Source organism: Sphingopyxis sp. 550B (assembly GCF_057401805.1).
The window spans coordinates 3,011,018-3,030,570 of the sequence record NZ_CM171610.1; the positions used below are offsets into that span (position 1 = coordinate 3,011,018).

Sequence of the window (19,553 nt, forward strand, 5' to 3'; positions counted from 1 at the left end):
GATTTTCCAAACCACACGTCTTCCCACGAAAAATTTTTTACGCGGTCAAGACCTACGCCATTCTTTGACATAACACTCGATTCTTGTCGACTGTTTTCTTTCACTGGAACATGATTCTGTTCGAACACTCTATCGAACACACTCTCCGTAAACTTACATATGCGCGCGCAGGCTCGGACCAGTTCTCTTGAACCGAAGCGATCTGTCGGGCTCGTTTAGCGGTCCAGACAGACCAATAGCTGCTTCGCCTCGACCAGTTCACCCGATTTCACCAGCAACTCGCTGACCGTTCCAGCGAATGGAGCAGCAATTGACGTCTCCATCTTCATCGCTTCCAACGTCAGCAACCGATCGCCCGCAGCCACGACCTGGCCAGCCACAACATCGACGCCGACAACAAGTCCGGGCATCGGCGCGGCAACGTGGCGGTCATTGCCTTCTTCCGCCATTGGCCGGGCAGCGCGCCCACCGGAGGCCTTGCGGTCGGCAACGGTGATCACCCGAGGCTGGCCGTTGAGTTCGAAGAAGAGGCGCACCGACCCGTCTTCCTCGACATCGCCGATAGCCGTTAACGTGATGACGAGGGTCTTGCCCCGCTCAATGACGACATTGACTTCGTCGCCGACGTCCATCCCGTAGAAAAAGATCGGCGTCGGCAGCGTCGATACCGGGCCGTACTTCCGGCGGGCCGCAGAGAATGCCGCAAAAACCTTCGGATACATGAGGTAGCTTGCAAAGTCGCTGTCGCTCAGCGGCCCACCGCATTCGGTTTCGGCCTTGGCGCGCTCGGTTTCCAGATCGGTGTCGCCAAGCAGGCTGGCCGGGCGTACCGTAATTGCAGGCTCGTTACCCAGTACACGCTTTTGGATGCCGGACGGCCAGCCGCCTACCGGCTGCCCAAGATCGCCGCGCATCATTTCGGCGACCGATGCGGGAAAGGCGATTTCACGGGCTGGATCGAGGACGTCCTCGCGCGCAAGGTCCTGCGCGACCATCATCAGCGCCATGTCGCCCACGACCTTGGATGAGGGGGTGACCTTCACAATGTCGCCGAACAGCATATTCGCATCGTGATAAGCGCGCGCGACGTCGTGCCAGCGCGTTTCTAGACCGATGCTGCGCGCCTGTTCCTTGAGATTGGTAAACTGACCGCCGGGCATTTCGTGGAGATAGACTTCGCTGGCGCCTGACCTCAGATCGCTCTCGAAAGCGGCATATTGGCTCCTTACCGCCTCCCAATAGAAGCTCAGGTGACGGATCGCCTCTCCGTCGAGACCGCTGTCGCGCGGCGTTCCGCGCAGTGCTTCGACGATCGAGCCGAGACAAGGCTGTGATGTCGTGCCTGACATGGCATCCATCGCGGCATCGACGCTGTCGACGCCGGCCTCGACGGCGGCAAGGACACTTGCCGCGGCCGCCCCCGACGTGTCGTGCGTGTGAAATGCGATCGGCAGATCGGTCGTCTCGCGCAGCGCGCGGAACAGGCGGCGCGCCGCTTCGGGCTTCAAAAGACCCGCCATATCTTTGACCGCCAACATCTGGCATCCGGCGGCTTCGAGTTCGCGCGCCAGCCCGACATAATAGGCAAGATCATATTTAGACCTCTGGGGATCGAGAATATCGCCGGTGTAGCAGAGCGCGCCTTGGGCGATCTTTCCCGACTCCCGAACCGCGTCGATCGCGACGCGCATATTTTCCACCCAGTTCAGGCAATCGAAAATCCGGAAGATATCGACGCCCTTCGCGGCTTCGCCGATGAAATGGCGCACCACATTGTCGGGGTAATTGGTGTAGCCGACCCCGTTCGCGCCGCGAAGCAGCATCTGCGTGAGAAGATTTGGCGCGCGTTCGCGGATCGCCGCGAGCCGTTCCCAGGGATCTTCCGACAGGAAGCGCATCGATACATCGAAGGTCGCCCCGCCCCAACATTCGAGACTGAGGAGGCCGGGAAGCGTGCGCGCATAGGCCCCCGACACCTCGACCATGTCATGCGTGCGCATCCGCGTCGCGAGGAGAGACTGATGCGCATCGCGCATCGTGGTGTCGGTCACCAAGATGGCGTCCTGCTCGCGAATGTGCCGGCAAAGGGCCCCTGCCCCTTCTTCGTCGAGAAGGTTGCGAAGGCCCCATGGCACGGCACCACTTGCTGGCGGCACGGCGGGCGCTCTTGCACTGGCGGACGGGCGGGCACGATCCTTGACGTCGGGATGCCCGTTCACCGTGACGTCGGCGATATAGCCGAGAAGCCGAGTCGCGCGGTCGCGCTTGCGCCCTAGATCGAGTAGACCGGGCGTCTCGTCGATGAAGCGGGTCGTGTAGCGGCTTGCGGCAAAATCCGGGTGCTTGAGGACATTTTCGAGAAAAGCGAGATTGGTCGCGACGCCGCGGATACGATATTCGCGCAGCGCACGGGTCATCCGCGCAATGGTCTCGTCGGCGGTCGGTGCCCAGGCCGTGATCTTCTCGAGCAAGGGATCGAAATGCCGGGTGACGATGGCACCCGAATAGGCGGTGCCGCCATCGATGCGCACCCCGTAACCAAAGGCGCCACGATAGGCGGTAATGCGTCCATAGTCGGGAATGAAATTGTTGAGCGGATCCTCGGTGGTGATCCGGCACTGCAGGGCATGACCGCCTAGCGCGATCTCGTCTTGCGGCGGCACGCCAGTCTCGGCAGCCACGCCGATCCGACCGCCCTCGGCGATGCGGATCTGCGCTTTCACGATATCGACGTCGGTCACCATCTCGGTCACCGTATGCTCGACCTGGATGCGCGGGTTGACCTCGATGAAGTAGAAGGCCCCGCTCGTCTCATCCATGAGAAACTCGACCGTCCCGGCGCCCACATAGCCCGTCGCGCTGCCGATCCGCAGCGCCGCCTCGCAAATCGAGGAACGCGTTTCGGCGTCCAGATAAGGCGCTGGAGCCCGCTCGATCACCTTCTGGTTGCGCCGCTGGATCGAGCAGTCTCGCTCGAAGAGGTGATAGAGGTTGCCGTGCGTATCGCCGAGGAGCTGAACCTCGACGTGACGTGCGCGCCGGATCAGTTTTTCCAGATATACTTCGTCGCGTCCAAAGGCCGATTTTGCTTCGCTCCGACCCGAGCTCACGGCCGCGAGGAGACCGCCCTCATCCTCGATCGGGCGCATCCCGCGGCCCCCGCCGCCCCAGCTGGCCTTCAGCATCAGTGGATAGCCGATTTCTGCCGCGATCCTGCGAATTTCATCCTCATCGCCCGGTAGCGGGCCGCTTGCTGGAACGACCGGCACGCCGGCTTCGACCGCCACGGCGCGCGCCGAGACCTTGTCGCCGAGGCGGCGCATGGTTTCGGACGAAGGGCCGATGAAGCCTATGCCCGCCGCGAGGCAGGCTTCCGCGAAGTCCGGACTCTCGGAGAGAAAACCGTATCCCGGGTGGATCGCGTCGACCCCGGCGTCGAGCGCTATAGCGATGATCTGGTCGATATCGAGATAGGCGGCAATCGCCGTCTTGCCGTCGCCCGGCAACTGATAGGCTTCGTCGGCCTTGAAGCGGTGCAGCGACAATTTGTCTTCGCGCGCATAGACGGCGACCGTCCGGATGCCGAGTTCGGTGGCGGCGCGAAAGACGCGTATGGCGATCTCGCCGCGGTTCGCGACCAGCAGTTTCTCGATCCTGTTCGACGGCATGACGAAGCCTCCCACCTGGCCGCAGCTCCCGTGAAATAGGGCCCCGCGTCGCGTTGCATCTCGTCCGCGTGACATAAACAGTCAAATTAGATTGTAAATGGCCTGCCGTGGCGGCGAGCAGGAAATCCTCGTCGTTCCGGGCTCCCTCCGCCTCAAACGAGCCCGGTTGCGTAAAAAATCGCGACCGCAACAAAAGCCGTCGCGGGACGGGTCAAGCGCTTGTCTGCCCGATTCACCGCGATCACCCGGATCGGCGACGTCATTATGCTTCAAGGTAGGGTCTCCCAGGTGACGAGCGACGGCGATGCAATCGTCGATATTTCGACAGCGATCGAAGGCGGGGACACCACGCTCATTGCCCAGGCGGTCCTTCACTGTTGCTAGGCATAGCGCCGATATCCATTGCCCCGGCCGCGGCGCGACCGGGAGCTTGCCGCGGGGGCGGCCAAATGGATTTTCTTCTAGGACAGTCATCTTACAAGCAGCTTTGCTTGCATCCTGTCACATCTCGGCTAACCTTCTACAAAAGATTAGGCCGAAGGCCGACCGGTTGCCCCGCGCGTCCGGCGGATCGCGCCGCCAGGGAGATGACACCGACGATGAGAAACAACTTGCTCCTGCTCGCGGGCGCCGCCTTTCCGGCCCTGCTTGTCCTTCCCATGCACGGCGATGCGCAGACGGCCACGACCGGGCGCGCTGTGGGAGCCGATGCCGGTTCACCCGCTAACCGAAATTGCTCCGCGCTTGCCGGTCGCGCCGTGACCGGCGGAACTGTGATCGGCGCCGAGCATTTCGCTGCCGGATCGACAATCGCGAGCGGGGTAACGGCAGGTACGAAAGCGGCAACAGCGATGTGCCGCGTTCGCCTGTCCCTCAGCGCCGCGGCCGGTTCCGAAATCGCCGTCGAGGTGTGGCTTCCGGACCAGTGGAACAACAAGTTGATGGGGCTCGGCGGCGGCGGCTTCGACGGTGCACTTTCACCGGCGGGTGCCGGATCGCTCAACAAGGCGGCCGAACAGGGCTACACGGTTGTTGCGACCGATGCCGGCCATACGCCCGCTCCAAGCGTCGGGAGCTGGGCGCATCACCAACCCGAGCGAATCGTCGACTTTGGTCACCGCGCCAACCATATGGGCGCTGTCGCCGCCAAGCAGATCATTGCGGCCTATTATGGCGCACCGGCCCGCTCCGCCTATTTTACCGGCTGCTCGAACGGGGGCCGCGACGGGATCGCCCTCGCGAGCCGATACCCTGAAGATTATGATGCGATCGTCGCCGGTGCGCCAGCAATCCGTTACACCGAAACCGTCACCCAGCTCATCTGGTACAGCGAGGCGGCAAAGGCGCTCGGTACGCCAGCAAATATTGCCGCCAAACAGTCGCTCGTCCACAATGCGATCCTGCGGGCCTGCGACAGGATCGACGGAGTCGAGGACGGTCTGCTCGAAAATCCGCGCGCTTGCGGCTTCGAGCCGAAATCGCTCGCTTGCACGGACGGCGCGAGCGAGGCCTGCCTGACGCCCGCCGAAGTCGGCGCTTTCGAGCGCATCTACGGCGGCATGCGCTGGTCGGACGGAACAAAGATCATCGGCGGGCCGGCGCTTGGCAGCGAGGGCGCACCGGGGAACTGGGGCGCGTGGATCACCGGTCCCGTCCCCGCACTTGCCGGTCAGGAATTCTATCGCTGGCTCGTCTATGACGATCCGGATTGGTCGGTCGCAAACTTCGACATGGACCGTGACTACCGCGCCGCGCGCGAACGCGCCGTCCCCGTCATCAACGCGGAAAATCCGGGGCTTGAGGACTTCACCCGCCGCGGCGGAAAACTCATCATCTACCAGGGCTGGGACGACCCCGTCATAACCCCGGGTACGACGATCGATTATGTCGAAGAAGCCCACAGGAGCCTGGGCCCGAAAGCGGCGGGCCAGGTCCGACTCTTCATGGTCCCCGGCATGACCCATTGCGGCGGCGGTCCCGGCGCGACGAGCTTCGATATGCAGGCAGCGCTGGAAGCCTGGGCGGAGCGCGGCACCGCGCCGACACGCATTCTCGCTACGAAGACCGACCTTCCCGAGGGCGCCGCGCCCTTGTCCCGGCCCCTTTGTGCCTGGCCCAAGGTCGCGCGCTACAACGGCAAGGGCTCGGTCCGCGACGCAGCGAGTTTCTCGTGCAAGAAGCCCCAATAGTTGGGGCCAAGGATGGCCTGCGACCAGACCGGCGCCGACAGCGCAACGACGGCAACAAGAGACGCGATCCCGGGTGTTATCGCCGCATATCCACTAGCATTTTACAGTCAACACAGCTTGTATCTTGTTTCAGCGCCCCGATCGTCCTAGGGTCCGCCAGATATTGCGGCGGCTCCCCGGCACGGCTGCCTACAATCAGAGAGGATCGCTCATGAAATCCCGTCTTCTGGCCATCGGCATCGCCTGCCTGCTTTCGGCCTCCCTCCCTTTCAGCGCCGCGGCACAGTCTGCGCCGGTCGGACCGCCTGCGGGAGCAATGGCCATCCCGCTCTATGGCTCCAAGACGCCCGGCAAACCGGCCGATGAAATGCCTGCCGGTGCTAATGGTGAAGTGCGGAATGTCACATATCCGACCCTGATCCCGGTCCTCCCCAAGCCTGGAACCGCAAATGGTTCGGCCGTTATCGTGGCGCCGGGCGGCGGGTTCCTGTTCCTCTCGATGGAGGGCGAAGGCTGGGCCGTCGCACGGGCATTGTCCGACCGCGGCGTCACGGCATTCGTGCTCAAATATCGCCTCGACAAAACCCCTGCCGATACAAAGGAGTATCAGGCGGCGGTCTTCAAGCTTATCATGGATGCCGCCAAGAAAGAGGGGCAGCAGGTTCCACCGCCGCGCGCTGACGCCGGCGCCGACGCGCTTGCCGCGCTCAAATTGGTCCGTTCGCGTGCCCAGGAATGGCAGATCGATCCCAAGCGCGTGGGCATGATCGGATTCTCGGCGGGCGCCATCACGACGCTCTCGGCGGTGATGGATGCGGATCGCGACAATGACCCGGCCACACTGCCGCCCGACTTCTTCGGCTATATCTACGGGCCGATGGGGCCCGTTGAGGTGCCGGCAAGCGCCCCGCCGATGTTTGCGGCCCTCGCCATGGACGACACGATGTTCAGCCGCGGAGGCTATGAGATCGTTGGCGCCTGGCGCGACGCCGGCAAGCCTGTCGAGCTTCATGTCTATCAGTCTGGCGGCCATGGATTTGGTCTTGGCAAGCCCGGGACGACCACGACCCAGCTCATGCCCGAGTTTCTGGCATGGATGGAGATGCGGGGCTTGCTCACAGCCGCGAAGTAGACGGCTGCGCCGACCGGATCTTTTGGGGGAAGATGTTCGATGAGACTGAAGGCAACTTTGCTCGGCGCAGCGGCGCTCGCGCTTACTGTCGTCCCGGCCGGGGCTGTGCGGGCTGACGCGTCCGAGGCACGCATCCCGGCGAATGAGCTGTTCATCGGCACCTGCTACCAGCCGGTCGATCGGACGCGCGAGCAGATCGTCGCCGATGTTGCGATCATGAAACGCGCGGGCATCGAGGTCGTCAGGATGGGCGACCTCTCCTGGGACTATTTCGAGCCTCGCGATGGCGTTTTCGACTTCGCTCCGTTCGACTTCGCCTTGGACAAGATGGCAGCCGCCGGGATCAAGGTCGTTCTCGACATTCCGGGAACGCCGATTCCGCTCTGGGCACATCAGGCCTATCCCGGAATCACGCTCGTTCGCGAAAGTGGAGGCAAACAGCATCCCGCCGAACGCTATATGGACGATATTTCGGACCCCGATTTCCGGCGTCTTCAGTTGCGCATCGCCGAGAAGGTCACCGAGCGTTATGCCCGGCATCCAGCGGTTATCGCGATCGGTTACAGCAACGAAATCGGCAACGGATATCTCTCTTATTCGGAGCCGACCCGCCAGCGCTTCATCGCCTGGCTGAAGGAGCGCTACAAAACGCTCGATGCCCTCAACAAGGCCTGGGCCGGCCAGCGCTGGTCGCGAAGCGTCTCCGACTGGCAGCAGGTCGAGCTTCCCTTCGCGGGCGGCCCGGGACCGAGCGAACGCTATCTCGATCTCCGCCGCTTCTGGTCGTCGGTGACAATCGACCTGCTCCGCGATCTCGATGCGATACGCCGCGCAAAAAGCCCCGACAAGCCCGCGCTTTCAAACCTGTATGATTCGGCCTCGCGGCGCGGCTTCGACTATCTTGCGACGCAAAGGGATTATCAGACCTACGGTGCGTTCGGCTACTATGCGGGCAACCCTGTCGACGGCGCTTTCCAGGCGTTGATGGCCAAGGGGGATCTCGAGACGCCTATCTGGTTCAATGAATTTCAGACCGGTTTCTTCGGCGATTATGGCACCAAGGGCAAAGCGCGAATGAGCAACTACCTCGGCCTCGCCTACGGAGGACAGGGGTTTCTCGCCTGGACCTTCAACACGCATCTCGGCGGCGAGGAGCAGATTTATTTCGGACTGCTCGATCATGACGGAACCCCGTCGTGGAAGCTCGAGGAGGTCGCGCAGACTGCTCGCGAATTCCAGAAGCTCGAGAAGCTCGGTTTCCCGCGCAAGATGCAGCCGGAGATCGCCTTTTCCTATTCCTTCGAATCGCGGCTGCTCACCGAACGCAAGGAAATCGGCATCTACTACCGCACGCCCTATAGCGAGCAGAAGCGCGGGGCTTTCCGGCCGCTCTTCGACGACAATATCGACGCAGGGGTCGTCCGCCTCGGAACCTCGGACCTGTCGCGCTACAAATTGCTGGTCGTCGCCGGCGAATATCTGATGGACGAGGCCGCGGCCAAGGCGGTTCGCGCATTTGTAGCAGCGGGTGGAACGGTCATCATGACCGCCTATTCGGCAAAGGCCGATGCGACTGGCCAATGGTTCGGAACCAGCCTTCCCGGCGGCCTGGCCGATGTATTCGGATTGCGGACCGCCGAATTCTACAAGATCGGCACGCCGCTTACCGGGACGATCGCTGGCACGGACTTCACGACAACGATCAATAATTACGAGGTTCTGGAACCGACGACCGCGAAGATACTCGGCAGCTTCACCAATATCGAGGGAAGCCCGCCGGTGGCGACCGTCAACAGCTATGGCAAGGGTCAGGCAATCTATGTCGCCGCGACCGCCCAACCTGCCTTGCTCGAGCCGCTGTACAAGAGCCTTTATGCAAAGCTCGGCATCGTTCCGGGGCCGAAGACGCCGAAAGGGGTCGTCGCGCGGACGGTCGAGGGACGCACACTTTACGTCAACACGGGTTCGGCGCCGACCGAGATCGAGATCGCAGGGCGGCGAAAGGGACTGATTTCGGGCAAGCCCATCGAGGGCAGACTGGTGCTCTCGGGATATGACGTCGAACTCGTCGAATGAGTTCAGCGCCCGCGGCTCGGGTCAATTCAACTTATTGACGGCGGACGTGAAGAGACAAGCAGAAGAAGGAGCGACCATGAAACGCCTCGTATCGAACCTCACTCTTTGTGTAGCGCTTGCGAGCTCGGCCTGGGCCTTGCCGGCAACGGCCCTTGAGAAACCGGCGAAGGAAGCCGCAAAGCCCGCCGACGCGGTAACGAGCCTCAAGCGCAGCAGCTTTCAATATGCGACCCGGGACGGACAGCCGATCTATCTCGACGTCATCGTCGACAAGACGCTGAAGGTTGCCGGCAAGCAGCCCGTCATCCTTTTCTCTTATGGCGGTGGTTGGGAGGCGGGTTCGCGGACCGACCCCGGCCTCGAAAAGGGGATCGAAGCCTTCACTTCGCAGGGTTATGCCGTGGTCGCGATCGACTATCGCCTCGGCATCAAGATTGCGAAGGATCGCGGCGAGTTCAATGCGGAGACCGCCACGGCCATGTATCTGCGCGCCATCGAATGGGGCGTCGAGGATATTTTCGATGCGACGAGCCTCGTCGTGGAAAATGCCGACAAATGGAATCTCGACAAGGACCAGATCGTCCTGATGGGCGGAAGCGCCGGCGCCACGAATTCGCTCGTCGCCGAATATAATGTCGCCAACGAAACCGAGCTTGCACGCACCCATCTTCCGCCGGGCTTTCGCTACGCCGGGGTCGTCTCGATGGCGGGCGCCTTCTGGTTGAAGGCCAATACGCCGCTCCTGTTCAAGAACAAGCCGGCGCCGATCATGTTCTTCCACGGCGCAAAGGACCAGCTCGTGACATATGACGAAGTCCAAGGTCCTTTCTCGGGCTATGGACCCGTTTATTACTCGCGCCGTTTCGCCGGCCCCGAATTTCCCAAATGGTTCGTCGACTATCCACAGGGCGACCATGTGATTGCGGGAACGCCGATGATGGACTCGATTCTCGAAATCCGGGCCTTCCTCCAGAAGCTCGTCAAGGAGCACCAGCAACTGTCGATCCACACCGTCGAGGATGGCAGCCCGCCCAAAAATTTCGAGACCTTCATGAAGCTTCTTCAGCAGAAGAAATAGGCAGTTCGCGGCGCGGCTCGCGGCGGCGGCGGCAAGATAGAATAGCGGGAGAGAGACATGACCCAAACCCGAGGGAGCCAGCGGCGCGGAGAGCGCAAGATCTGGCCCGCACTCTTGCTGGTACCGGTTCTGCTCGTCACCGTCCTGACGGCGGGGCTCGCCCTGCCCCTGCCCTATGTCGATATTGCGGCGGCGCTTCTCTCGGGTCTCTTCGTCTATATGTTGCCAGCGGCGCTCGTGCTTGCGGTTCTCGCCCTCCTCGTCTGGCGCGCGCGGCATACGGGTTGGCGGCTGGCTCTTTTTGTCCTCGCGGCTGCGCGGCTTGGACGAAACCGCGCCGCCGGCGAGGGCGTGAGCCTGGACTGGGGCCAATTATTTGCGGGCTTCTCGGTCCCGAACCGCGGTCCCGATGAAACCCTCGTCTACACCCGATATGCCGGCAAGGATGTGACGCTCAGCATCTGGAGGCCCAAGGGCGTATCCGTCGGGGCGCCGGTACTTGTCATGACGCATGGCGGCGGTTTTGCCGGCGGCTCGGTGACCGAACAGATATTGCCTTATGCGCGGTGGCTGGCGAACGAAGGATATCTCGTTATCGGCGCCAATTATACGCTCTCCGACAAGAAGGTTCATGCCTGGAATATCGCCGAGGACCAGATCGCCTGCGCGCTCGCCTGGGCCAATGAGCATGCCGCAAGTTATGGCGGCGATGTTTCGCGGCTCGGCATGTATGGCGAATCTGCGGGCGGCAATCTCGTGATCAACAGCTCTTACAAGATCGCGGCGGGCAAGCTGCGGTCGCCCTGTGGTGGAAGCCTCCCCCGGGTGCGCGCGGTATCGACCATCTATCCGGTGGTCGGGATCATCGAATCCTATGACAATGATCATATGCTCGGAAAAATCGGGCGCCAGTTCGACGAGCAATATCTCGGCGGGACCCCAAAGCAATTTCCCGAACGCTATGCCGCGGTGCAGTCGGCCAATTCCGTTTCGGCAGCCGCGCCGCCCACGCTCATGGTTTACGGCGCGGTCGATCATCTGGTGCCGCCGGGCGGAACGCGCAGTTTCACCGCTGCGGCGCAAAAAGCCGGCGTCACGATTCGCGCAATCGAAGTTCCCCATGGCGAGCATGGCTATGATCTCGTTTCCGGAGGCGTCGGCGCGCAGGTCTGGCGGAAGACGACGCTCGACTGGTTCGGCGAATATCTCGCGGTCGACGGGATACAGGCCCGGCCCCGATAACGCCGCATGTCCACTCAAGCGCTAGCGAAGAAGTAAGTTATAAGCACCATTGACTGTTTTATAATTTGGCGTCACCCTTCGAAATTGCGGGTGACAGATGAAGTCGCTCGCGAAAATCAAACCCGGGAGACAGGATGAGATTCATGATGTGCAGCGGAGGCCGCGTCTGATGGCGAGCCGGTCCGAGGCGGTTCCCCGCGCCGACAACAGGACGCGCGCGCGCCGCTCCCGTCAGACACAGGCCGAGCGAAGCGCTGCAACGCGCAAGACCCTGCTCGATGCTGCCATCAAATGCCTGTTCGAGCATGGCTATGGAACGACGACGACGACGCTCGTCGCCGAGGAGGCGGGCGTGAGCCGGGGCGCGATGCTCCATCAATTTCCCTCGAAGGCGGACCTCATGACCTTCGTTGTCGAGGCGGTGTTCGAGGAGGATGTCGAACTCTACCGTGAGATGCTGAAGGATGTGACGGGACCTCGCGAACGCCTTCTCGCTTATCCGGTTGCCGCCTGGAAGCTTATGGGGCGCCCCGCAGGGGTTGCCATCATGGAGATTTTCCAGGGATCGCGAAGCGACCCGGTGCTTGCGGAGAAACTCAAGCCGGTCCAGGAGAAGATCGACGCGACCGCGATCGCCACCCTCGCGGAAGAACTTCACCGCGCGCCGTCGATCCCCTTGATGCACCTGGTCGTCGCGGTCGCGAGAGGATTGGCGATCAGTGGAATCATCTCGCCGGCGCTCCGCGATGGCGAGAGTGCGATCGACCTGTTCGGTCGTCTCCTCGAAGCCGGGATCGAGAAGGGCGTATTGCCCTCAGAGCCTCTCGCAGCCGCACCGCTGCGCTGACTTCGGCTATCGTGTCCGGCCAACGACCGCGAGCGATTGGAGCGGCGGCAGATTGAGGCTGAACTCGGTCCGCGTCTCATCGCCGTCCGTGACGTGGCGAAGCCCCGCGATCTTGCTGATCTTGCCCGTGTGCGGATCCCAGAACTCCGCCGCGGTCAAGCGGCCGCGCAGCGTCACCACCGTGTCGATCGGCGTGTCGCCCGAGTTGCCGAAATAATAGATATCCTTCCCGCTGCGCTGCCTATGGATATAGCTGAACGTCCCCATTTCCGACGCCTGTGGCCGCTCCCCGACAAACCCGACGTCAGGCGAGGCACCGAGCCGCGCGAGCACCGCGTCAAGCGCAGCAACGCCCGGCCGCGCCAAGAAGACCGACTGCCCACCGGCCCGATTGCGGCGGATCTCGGGCGCACCATCGCTGGTCGGCGCGCCGAATATCTCGGCGACAAGCGCGCGCACTTCGGCATCCTTGCCGAATTCGGCAGATGTCGAAGGCAGTAGCGAAGTCGCGATCACCGTCCCGCCCGCATCGTAGAATGCCTTGATCTTGGCGAGCGCCGCGACCGAGATGACGTCGCCGCCCGGGAGCACAAGCATTCTGTACTCCTCGTCGTTCACGCGGTTGTCCATGCGCAACCGGTTGCCCTTCACCGCGAACTTGCCGGTGCCGAGCGCGTCCGGGTGGACGAAAGTGAAGTCGCGTCGAAGCTCGGAGAGAAGCATCTCGCCGACTGCCTGATAATCGGCGTCCTTATAGGCATGCGCGCCGGCGGGGAGCTTTGCGCTGTTTCTCGGATCGTTGAAGGCATAGAAAGCCTGCAGCGATTCGACCGGAAAGAGGATGGCGATGTCGGCCACATGGCGCCCGCCCTGGAGCAGATAAGAGCTCCGTCCGGCCCAGCGACCGAACTCCGCTCCCGTCCCGACCGGCTTCGAAGGCACGCGCGCTCCGGTCACGAAATAGTTGAAACCACGAATATAAAGCTCGATCATGCGGCGATAGCCATTGGCGTCGTTGTTGACGCTGAACGCCTCGGCCGCGGTCCGCGGAAGGTCGCGTTGTGCCGAGACCGAACTGATGAGCTTGAACCCACCGCGCGCGAAGCCGACCCCCCAGAGCACGTCGGCCATCGGCATGTCGGTGTGCGCGTAGAATTTGAAGGGATCGCCGATCGTATCGGTTGGCTGGATGTCGTAATTGCCGGGCGCATGCCCCGTGCTCTTGACGCCATGCGCATGCGCCCAGTCGGTTAGCAGCTTCGGGAACGTGTCGCCGAGTTGTTCGGCGCGCGCGCGGTAGAAGGCGACACGCGCGGCCGCCGTATCGGGACCGATATCGTCCCAGAGCGCGGGATAATAGAGGCCCGCCGGGCGCCCGGTCAGCTTTTCGAACCGTTGCGCGATCCCGGGATGCCAGGTCTTCTCGTCCGAATATATGCCGACATCGTCGAAGAAGGTATATTTAATCGTCGTGCCGAAATGGTCGGAAAGACCGCGATAGGCGCGGTCGTGGGCATTTTCGAGGAACCAGCGCGTCGCATCGGCATCGAGATAATCGGCCGCGGCATAATAGTCGGGACTGTGCGTCTTGCCGCGCGTGCGCACGATCGAGAAGCGCTGGACCTGCCAGTTGCCGCGCGGCGCAATCCAGTCGATGCGGCCGTCCTTTGCCTTCGCGAGCAGATCTTCGCGCTTGCCGGTTGCCGTGTCGATCGCCACCAGCGCGACCGTCTCGGCGCCGGGCACCAGCGAATATAGCTGGCCGGACGAAATGCTCGTCTCGTCGCGCTGCAATATCTGCCGATAAAATCGCTCGGGAATGGTCCCGTCGGCGCTCCCGCTCGGAAATCCCGCCTCGTCATAATAGACCGCGCCAACGCCATTCGCCTTTGCAAGGTCGAGAAGCTCGCGCATCTTGGCGAACCATTGGGAGGTCATATAGCCGAGGCTCGGCTCGGCGCCGGGACCCGCGCGTCCGTCGGCAAGATAGGTTCCAAACTTGGCCTCGCCGGGCAGCGCCTTGGGAAGCCAGGGCGTGGCAGACGCCGGATATTCATTCTGCAGGCCGAGTGCGACCACGGCGAGCCCCGCCATGTCGAGCGGCTTTTTCGGGCGCGTGTGCTGCGGGCTGATCATGATCGACCCGGCATCGAGTTCGTCGATCGCGCGCTTCGCGGCTACGTCGAGCGGCGCGGCATAGCCCGCGCCCTCCTCGATGGTCACCGTCGGGCGGTAGGTGGCGGGCGGGTTGGCAAACTCGTCCGCCCGCACAGCCTGTGCAATCGCCCCGGTCTGGAGCATCGTCGCGGCAAGTAGCGCGACACCGGCAAGGGACCCAAATTTCATCGTCGAACATCCTCTCGCTGCGCGCCGACTGCGGCGCACGCTGCTATGTTACCGCGCCGCCGGCGCTGCCCTTTGTTCAGCCGACAATCGCCGCGCGCGCCGCCTTCTCGAAATTCCCCGACGCACCGAAGGGCGGCGGATTCATCTGGATGAAGAATACGCCGGCGAGATCGAGGCCCGGTTCGACCCAGCTTTCGGTCCCATAGGCGCCTCCCCAGCCATAAGCGCCGACGCTCCGGCCATTCATATTGCCCTCCTCGGCGATCCGGACGGCCAGGCCGAAACCGTTATTTTTCGTCCACATCGGGATCCAGTCGGCGAAGAGCCGGCCGACCACATTCTGGTGCATCAGTGCGACCGTCTCGGGCCGAACGATCCGGCGCCCGTTGAAACTCCCCTGCCCGAGCAGCATCATCTCGAAATTCATGAAATCATGCACGGTCGAGCAGATCCCGCCACCACCCGAAAGGTAGCGCGGCGGCAGCATGCCCAGGATATCGGGCGCCTTCGACCAATTGCCGTCCTTCACCGAATAGATGTCGACCAGCCTGTCGCGCTTGGCTGCCGGCACATGAAAATAGGTGTCGACCATGTCGAGCGGCGCGAAGATGCGTTCCTTCATATAGACGTCGGCGGGGCGGCCCGAGACGAGCTGCACGATGTAGAGCGCGGCATCGAAGGCATCGGTCGGCGAATAGGAGAAGCGCGTTCCCGGCTGGAACTGGAGCACCGCTTCTCCCATGCGCGGAACATAGGTCTCGAGCGTGTCGTCGGGCTTGCGCTCGATCGAATTGACCAACCCCGCGGTACCGGACGAGGGGTCGAAGCCTGAGTTGGTAATCCCCGAAGTGTGCGTCAGCAGGTCCCGCACGACGAGTTCACGATCTGCCGGGACGATCCGGACCTTCGCGGGATCCTTATTTGCTTCAGGGGCAACGGCCACGCGCGGATTGGCGAAGGAAGGAATATATTTGCTCACCTTGTCGTCGAGCGACAGTTTCCCCTCGTCGACGAGCGTCAGCACGGTGAAGGCCGTCACCGGCTTGGTCGACGACATCACCCGAAAAATCGCGTCCTTGCGGTACGGCGTTTTGGCGACCGGATCGGAAAAGCCGAGAGCCTCATGCCAGACGAGCTTCCCGTGCCGCGCGATCGCGCCCACGGCGCCGTTGATTATGCCGGCATCGATCTGCTGCTGAACCGCCGCGCGCACGGCCGCGAGCCCCGCCTCGCTCATTCCAGCTTCGGCAGCCGGGCGAAGCGTCCAGTCGAATAAGGGCGCCGGCGCGAGTGAAGGTCCGCGCGGCGCACAGGCGCCCAGCGCCGCGAGCGCCCCCATCGACAGGACCGAGCGCCGCCCGAGATGCGCCGCACCCCAATCCGCCGCCCCGCCCGCAGCACCGAGTCCCGTCTTTTTCATGTCCTTCTCCCTTTCCGGCCCCGACTCTGCCGGCGACCGCCTTCTTTCTTCCATTTCGAGCGGGCGCGCTCAGACGATCCCGGCCCCAAGGCCGACCGCGCGCCGTTCCTGCGCCTTGCGCGCGCGATATTGGCTATCGCGATAAACCTGGATCATGTCGATCGCGCCGCCTTCCTCGGCGCGCGCCATCGCGAGGATGGGTGTCACGTCAATATCATAGGCGGCACGGAGCGTGCGGAACGCGAGCATCGTGTCATTTGCTTCCTGCGCGGCATGGAGCAGCGGACGGTCGACCAGCGAGGCCTTTGCATAGGCTGCGGCGATCGCTTCGGCCGACGACATCATGCTTTCGATCGGATCGGTCACATTGTGCGACTGGTCGATCATATAGGCCGGACTGAAGCCTTCGCGCGGATTCTGCTCGGCCTCGATCAATTCGTTGAACACGAGGAAAAGCTGGTGCGGATTGATCGATCCTGAATCGAGGTCGTCATCGCCATATTTGCTGTCGTTGAAATGAAAGCCGCCGAGCTTTCCGAACCGGTGCAGGCGGGCGACGATCTGCTCGATATTCACATTAGGGGCATGGTGACCGAGATCGACGAGGCATTTCGCCTTGGGACCGAGTTCCTGCGCCGCGAGGATCGAGCTGCCCCAGTCCGAGATCACGCTCGAATAGAAGGCAGGCTCGAACATCTTGTGCTCGAGCAGCATCCGCCAGCCATCGGGAAGCGCGGCATAGACTTCGGCCGCCGATTCCAGGTAGCGGTCGAGGCTCCGCGCCAGATCCTGCTGCCCCGGAAAGTTGGTGCCGTCGCCCACCCAGACGGTGAGGTCGCTCGCGCCGAGCTGCTGCCCGATCGCAATACATTCGATATTATGCTCGACCGCCTGCTGGCGCGTGCGCCGTTCGGTCGACGAAAGCGAGCCCGTGGCATAGCTGTGCGCCTGCCCCGGCTGATCCTGGAACGTATTGGAATTGACCGCGTCGAAGCCGAGCCCGAGCGCCTCCGCTTCGTCGCGAAGACCGCGATAATCCTCGACCCTGTCCCAGGGGAAATGCGGGCTCACGCGCGGCGTCGTGCGGCTGAGCTGATTGACGACCGCACAATCCTCGAGCTTCTCGTGAATATTGGTCGGCTCGCCGGGAATAGGGAATTTCGCGAAACGCGTGCCGCCTCGCCCGGCGCCCCAGCTCGGGATAGCGACCGAGAAATCCTTCACGCGCTGCTTGATGCCCGCAATCCCGACGCCGCGGCGCGCGAGCTTGCGCCCGAGGGCTTCATAATCTTCCTCGAGCGCGGGCATTTCGCGCGCATTGGCCTCGGCAATCAGCTCGTCCGAAATCGGCAAGGTCGTCGTCATCGTTTCATCTCTCCCTGCCGCGGATCAGCGGCTGAACGCCTGCGCGTTACCCGCGTCGACGTTGATCATGTTCCCGGTCGACTTTGCCGACATGTCGCTTGCGAGGAAATAGACTGCCTCGGCGATATCCTCGGGCAGTACGTCGCGCTTCAGCATCGAGCGCTGGCGATAATGTTCCTCGAGTTCCTTGCCCGCATCAATTCCGTGCGCGCCGGCGCGCTCCTGGCGCCAGTCGCCGTCCCAGATCTTCGAACCGCGAATGACGGCATCGGGATTGACGATATTGACGCGAATGCCGTCAGGCGCACCCTCGAGCGCCAGACAGCGCGCGAGATGGTTCGCCGCCGCCTTCGCCGAGGCATAGGCCGAGGCGTTGGTCGCGGCCGCCACCGCGTTCTTCGAGCCGATAAAGACGACGCTCGCGCCGCCCTGCTCCTTCATGCGCTTCAGCAGCGGCCAGGCCGAGCGGCTGGTCAGGAAATAGCCTTCGGCGAGGACATCGTAGTTCTTCTTCCAGAGCGCCGCGGTCGTCTCCTCGAGCGGCGCGGAGGAGGCGATGCCGGCATTGGCGACCAGAATGTCGAGCCCGCCAAATTCGCGGGCGCAGACTTCGAATGCTGCCTCCACCTCCGCCTCGTCGGTGACGTCGCAGCGCACGGCGCGCACGACATCGTTACCGAACTGCTCCGCAAAGCCCGCGCGGACGTCCTCGACTGCCGCCTCGTCGCGATCGGCGAGAAGGACGCAGGCCCCGTCGCGCATCAGCCGCGCCGCGGTCGCAGCGCCGATGCCGCCGGCTCCGCCGGTCACGATAGCGATGCGGCCGACGAGCGGCTTTGGCGCGGGCATGCGCTGGAGCTTTGCTTCCTCGAGAAGCCAATATTCGATGTCGAAGGCTTCCTGCTCGTCGAGCGCGATATATTCACCGATCGCCTCGGCGCCGCGCATCACATTGATCGCATTGCCGTAGAATTCGCCGGCGAGCCGCGCGGTCGTCTTGTCGGTCGCAAAGGTGATGCGCCCTACCCCCGGGATAAGTACGACGACCGGATTGGGATCGCGCATCGCAGGCGAATTGGGCCGCTTGCACCGCTCATAATAGGCGGCGTAAAGTTTGCGATAATCCTCAATCTTCTCGCCGAGATAGGCTTCGTCCTCGAGGCGGGCCGGGTCGAGCGTGAGGGGCGCGATCTTGGTACGCAGGAAATGATCGGGGCAGGAGGTGCCGAGCGCGGCGAGCCGCTCGAAGTCGGCGCTTCCGACAAATTCGAGCGCTTCGGCGTCATCCGAATAATGGCCGAGTTTACGCCGCGCGCCCGTCATCAGCCCGCGAAGGCGCGGCATGACGGCCGCCGCTACCGCCGCACGATCGGGTGCGGGCGCCACGCGCTCCCCGCCGAAGGCGGGCTTCGCAGCCAGACGCTCGTTGAGATAGCGCGCGGCGTCAGCGATGAGCCTAATCGTATGTTCGTAGCAAGCCTTGGCACTGTCGGCCCAGCAAATGATGCCGTGCCCGGCCAGCATCACGCCCTGCACCCCGGGATTGGCCTTCACATAGTCGCGAAGCTGGACCCCGAGCGTGTAGCCGGGCCGCTTCCAGGGGAGCCAGCCGATCTTGCCGCCCCAGATCGCCTGCGTCGCAGCTTCGCCGCCCGAACTTGCCGCGAGCGCAATGATCGCATCGGGATGGACATGGTCGACATGCTCGAACGGCAGCAGCGAATGAAGCGGCGTGTCGATCGAGGCCGCGCGGCCGTTGAGATTGAATGTACAATGGGGCAGATAACCGACCATCTTGTCGTCATCGTCGGGGCCCGAATAATGCGACTCGAGCGAGAGCAGCTTGTCCTGATAAAGCGTCGCGAAACCATCGAGCTTCATCGAGCCGATGTCACCGCCCGAACCCTTCACCCAGAGCACCTCGACCTGATTGCCGCTGAGCGGGTCGGTCTCGACGATCTTGGCCGAGGTGTTGCCGCCACCGAAATTGGTGACGGTCAGGTCGGAGCCGAGAAGGTTCGAGCGATAGAGCAGCAATTCCGCGGGGGAAAGCTTGGCCGCGACGGCATCGTCCCAGCGGCTCGAGGGAACCGCGAACGGAATGGCGGCAGTGCGAGCGGGCGCGGAGCCCGTTTCCATGATGGTATCCATACTCTCCCCGATAGTGAATCACTGTTGCATGATCAATCC

The 19,553-nt window shown here is 63.0% G+C and carries 12 protein-coding genes; 7 read left to right on the top strand and 5 right to left on the bottom strand.

Translation table 11 applies throughout. The features are described from left to right. Positions 1-215: 215 nt before the first annotated feature. Entirely contained in the window at positions 216-3,614 is a 3,399-nt protein-coding gene (pyc, locus tag AC2S9W_RS14165) for a pyruvate carboxylase (RefSeq protein ID WP_486572088.1), read from the bottom strand. Here pyc and AC2S9W_RS14170 point away from each other — a divergent pair. From AC2S9W_RS14170 to AC2S9W_RS14200, 7 genes are all read left to right on the top strand, one after another. After that, a complete protein-coding gene (locus AC2S9W_RS14170; protein WP_486572109.1) occupies positions 3,534-3,707 on the top strand; it encodes a hypothetical protein in 174 nt (57 codons plus the stop codon). The two genes, pyc and AC2S9W_RS14170, sit on opposite strands and share 81 nt — an antisense overlap. Before the next feature lie 719 nt (positions 3,708-4,426). Next, the gene (locus AC2S9W_RS14175) at positions 4,427-5,857 is read left to right on the top strand and encodes a tannase/feruloyl esterase family alpha/beta hydrolase (protein WP_486571035.1); all 1,431 of its coding nucleotides are present in this window, start codon (positions 4,427-4,429) and stop codon (positions 5,855-5,857) included. A 211-nt stretch (positions 5,858-6,068) separates the two neighbouring features. Beyond that, complete coding sequence (locus tag AC2S9W_RS14180) at positions 6,069-6,989, top strand: alpha/beta hydrolase (RefSeq protein WP_486571036.1); 921 nt, start codon at positions 6,069-6,071, stop codon at positions 6,987-6,989. 39 nt (positions 6,990-7,028) lie between these two features. Next, a complete protein-coding gene (locus tag AC2S9W_RS14185) occupies positions 7,029-9,065 on the top strand; it encodes a beta-galactosidase (RefSeq protein ID WP_486571037.1) in 2,037 nt (678 codons plus the stop codon). Further along, positions 9,043-10,143, top strand: coding sequence for an alpha/beta hydrolase family protein (locus AC2S9W_RS14190; protein WP_486571038.1), 1,101 nt, complete (start codon positions 9,043-9,045; stop codon positions 10,141-10,143). Before AC2S9W_RS14185 ends, AC2S9W_RS14190 begins: the two co-directional genes overlap by 23 nt. 57 nt (positions 10,144-10,200) lie before the next feature. Continuing rightward, complete coding sequence (locus AC2S9W_RS14195; protein WP_486571039.1) at positions 10,201-11,385, top strand: alpha/beta hydrolase; 1,185 nt, start codon at positions 10,201-10,203, stop codon at positions 11,383-11,385. Positions 11,386-11,482: 97 nt separating this feature from the next. Next, the gene (locus tag AC2S9W_RS14200; protein WP_486571040.1) at positions 11,483-12,232 is read left to right on the top strand and encodes a TetR/AcrR family transcriptional regulator; all 750 of its coding nucleotides are present in this window, start codon (positions 11,483-11,485) and stop codon (positions 12,230-12,232) included. A 6-nt stretch (positions 12,233-12,238) separates the two neighbouring features. Here the strand turns inward: AC2S9W_RS14200 and AC2S9W_RS14205 are convergent, their stop codons facing one another. The 4 genes from AC2S9W_RS14205 to AC2S9W_RS14220 form a co-directional block, all read right to left on the bottom strand. Then, positions 12,239-14,578, bottom strand: coding sequence for a glycosyl hydrolase (locus AC2S9W_RS14205; RefSeq protein ID WP_486571041.1), 2,340 nt, complete (start codon positions 14,576-14,578; stop codon positions 12,239-12,241). Positions 14,579-14,654: 76 nt separating this feature from the next. Further along, on the bottom strand, positions 14,655-15,998 hold the full coding sequence (locus AC2S9W_RS14210) for a serine hydrolase domain-containing protein (RefSeq protein WP_486571042.1): 1,344 nt from the start codon (positions 15,996-15,998) through the stop codon (positions 14,655-14,657). A gap of 69 nt (positions 15,999-16,067) precedes the next feature. Then, positions 16,068-17,363, bottom strand: coding sequence for a sugar isomerase (locus tag AC2S9W_RS14215; protein ID WP_486571043.1), 1,296 nt, complete (start codon positions 17,361-17,363; stop codon positions 16,068-16,070). A 24-nt stretch (positions 17,364-17,387) separates the two neighbouring features. Continuing rightward, entirely contained in the window at positions 17,388-19,502 is a 2,115-nt protein-coding gene (locus tag AC2S9W_RS14220; RefSeq protein ID WP_486571044.1) for a bifunctional rhamnulose-1-phosphate aldolase/short-chain dehydrogenase, read from the bottom strand. Positions 19,503-19,553: the final 51 nt, after the last annotated feature.

What these genes read in the sequence shown, in the direction of transcription:
- AC2S9W_RS14180 (WP_486571036.1), top strand. Translation starts at nt 6,069, where the DNA reads ATGAAATCCCGTCTTCTGGCCATCGGCATCGCCTGCCTGCTTTCGGCC.
- AC2S9W_RS14185 (WP_486571037.1), top strand. Translation starts at nt 7,029, where the DNA reads ATGAGACTGAAGGCAACTTTGCTCGGCGCAGCGGCGCTCGCGCTTACT.
- AC2S9W_RS14190 (WP_486571038.1), top strand. Translation starts at nt 9,043, where the DNA reads ATGACGTCGAACTCGTCGAATGAGTTCAGCGCCCGCGGCTCGGGTCAA.
- AC2S9W_RS14195 (WP_486571039.1), top strand. Translation starts at nt 10,201, where the DNA reads ATGACCCAAACCCGAGGGAGCCAGCGGCGCGGAGAGCGCAAGATCTGG.
- AC2S9W_RS14200 (WP_486571040.1), top strand. Translation starts at nt 11,483, where the DNA reads ATGAAGTCGCTCGCGAAAATCAAACCCGGGAGACAGGATGAGATTCAT.
- AC2S9W_RS14205 (WP_486571041.1), bottom strand. Translation starts at nt 14,578, where the DNA reads ATGAAATTTGGGTCCCTTGCCGGTGTCGCGCTACTTGCCGCGACGATG.
- AC2S9W_RS14210 (WP_486571042.1), bottom strand. Translation starts at nt 15,998, where the DNA reads ATGAAAAAGACGGGACTCGGTGCTGCGGGCGGGGCGGCGGATTGGGGT.
- AC2S9W_RS14215 (WP_486571043.1), bottom strand. Translation starts at nt 17,363, where the DNA reads ATGACGACGACCTTGCCGATTTCGGACGAGCTGATTGCCGAGGCCAAT.
- AC2S9W_RS14220 (WP_486571044.1), bottom strand. Translation starts at nt 19,502, where the DNA reads ATGGAAACGGGCTCCGCGCCCGCTCGCACTGCCGCCATTCCGTTCGCG.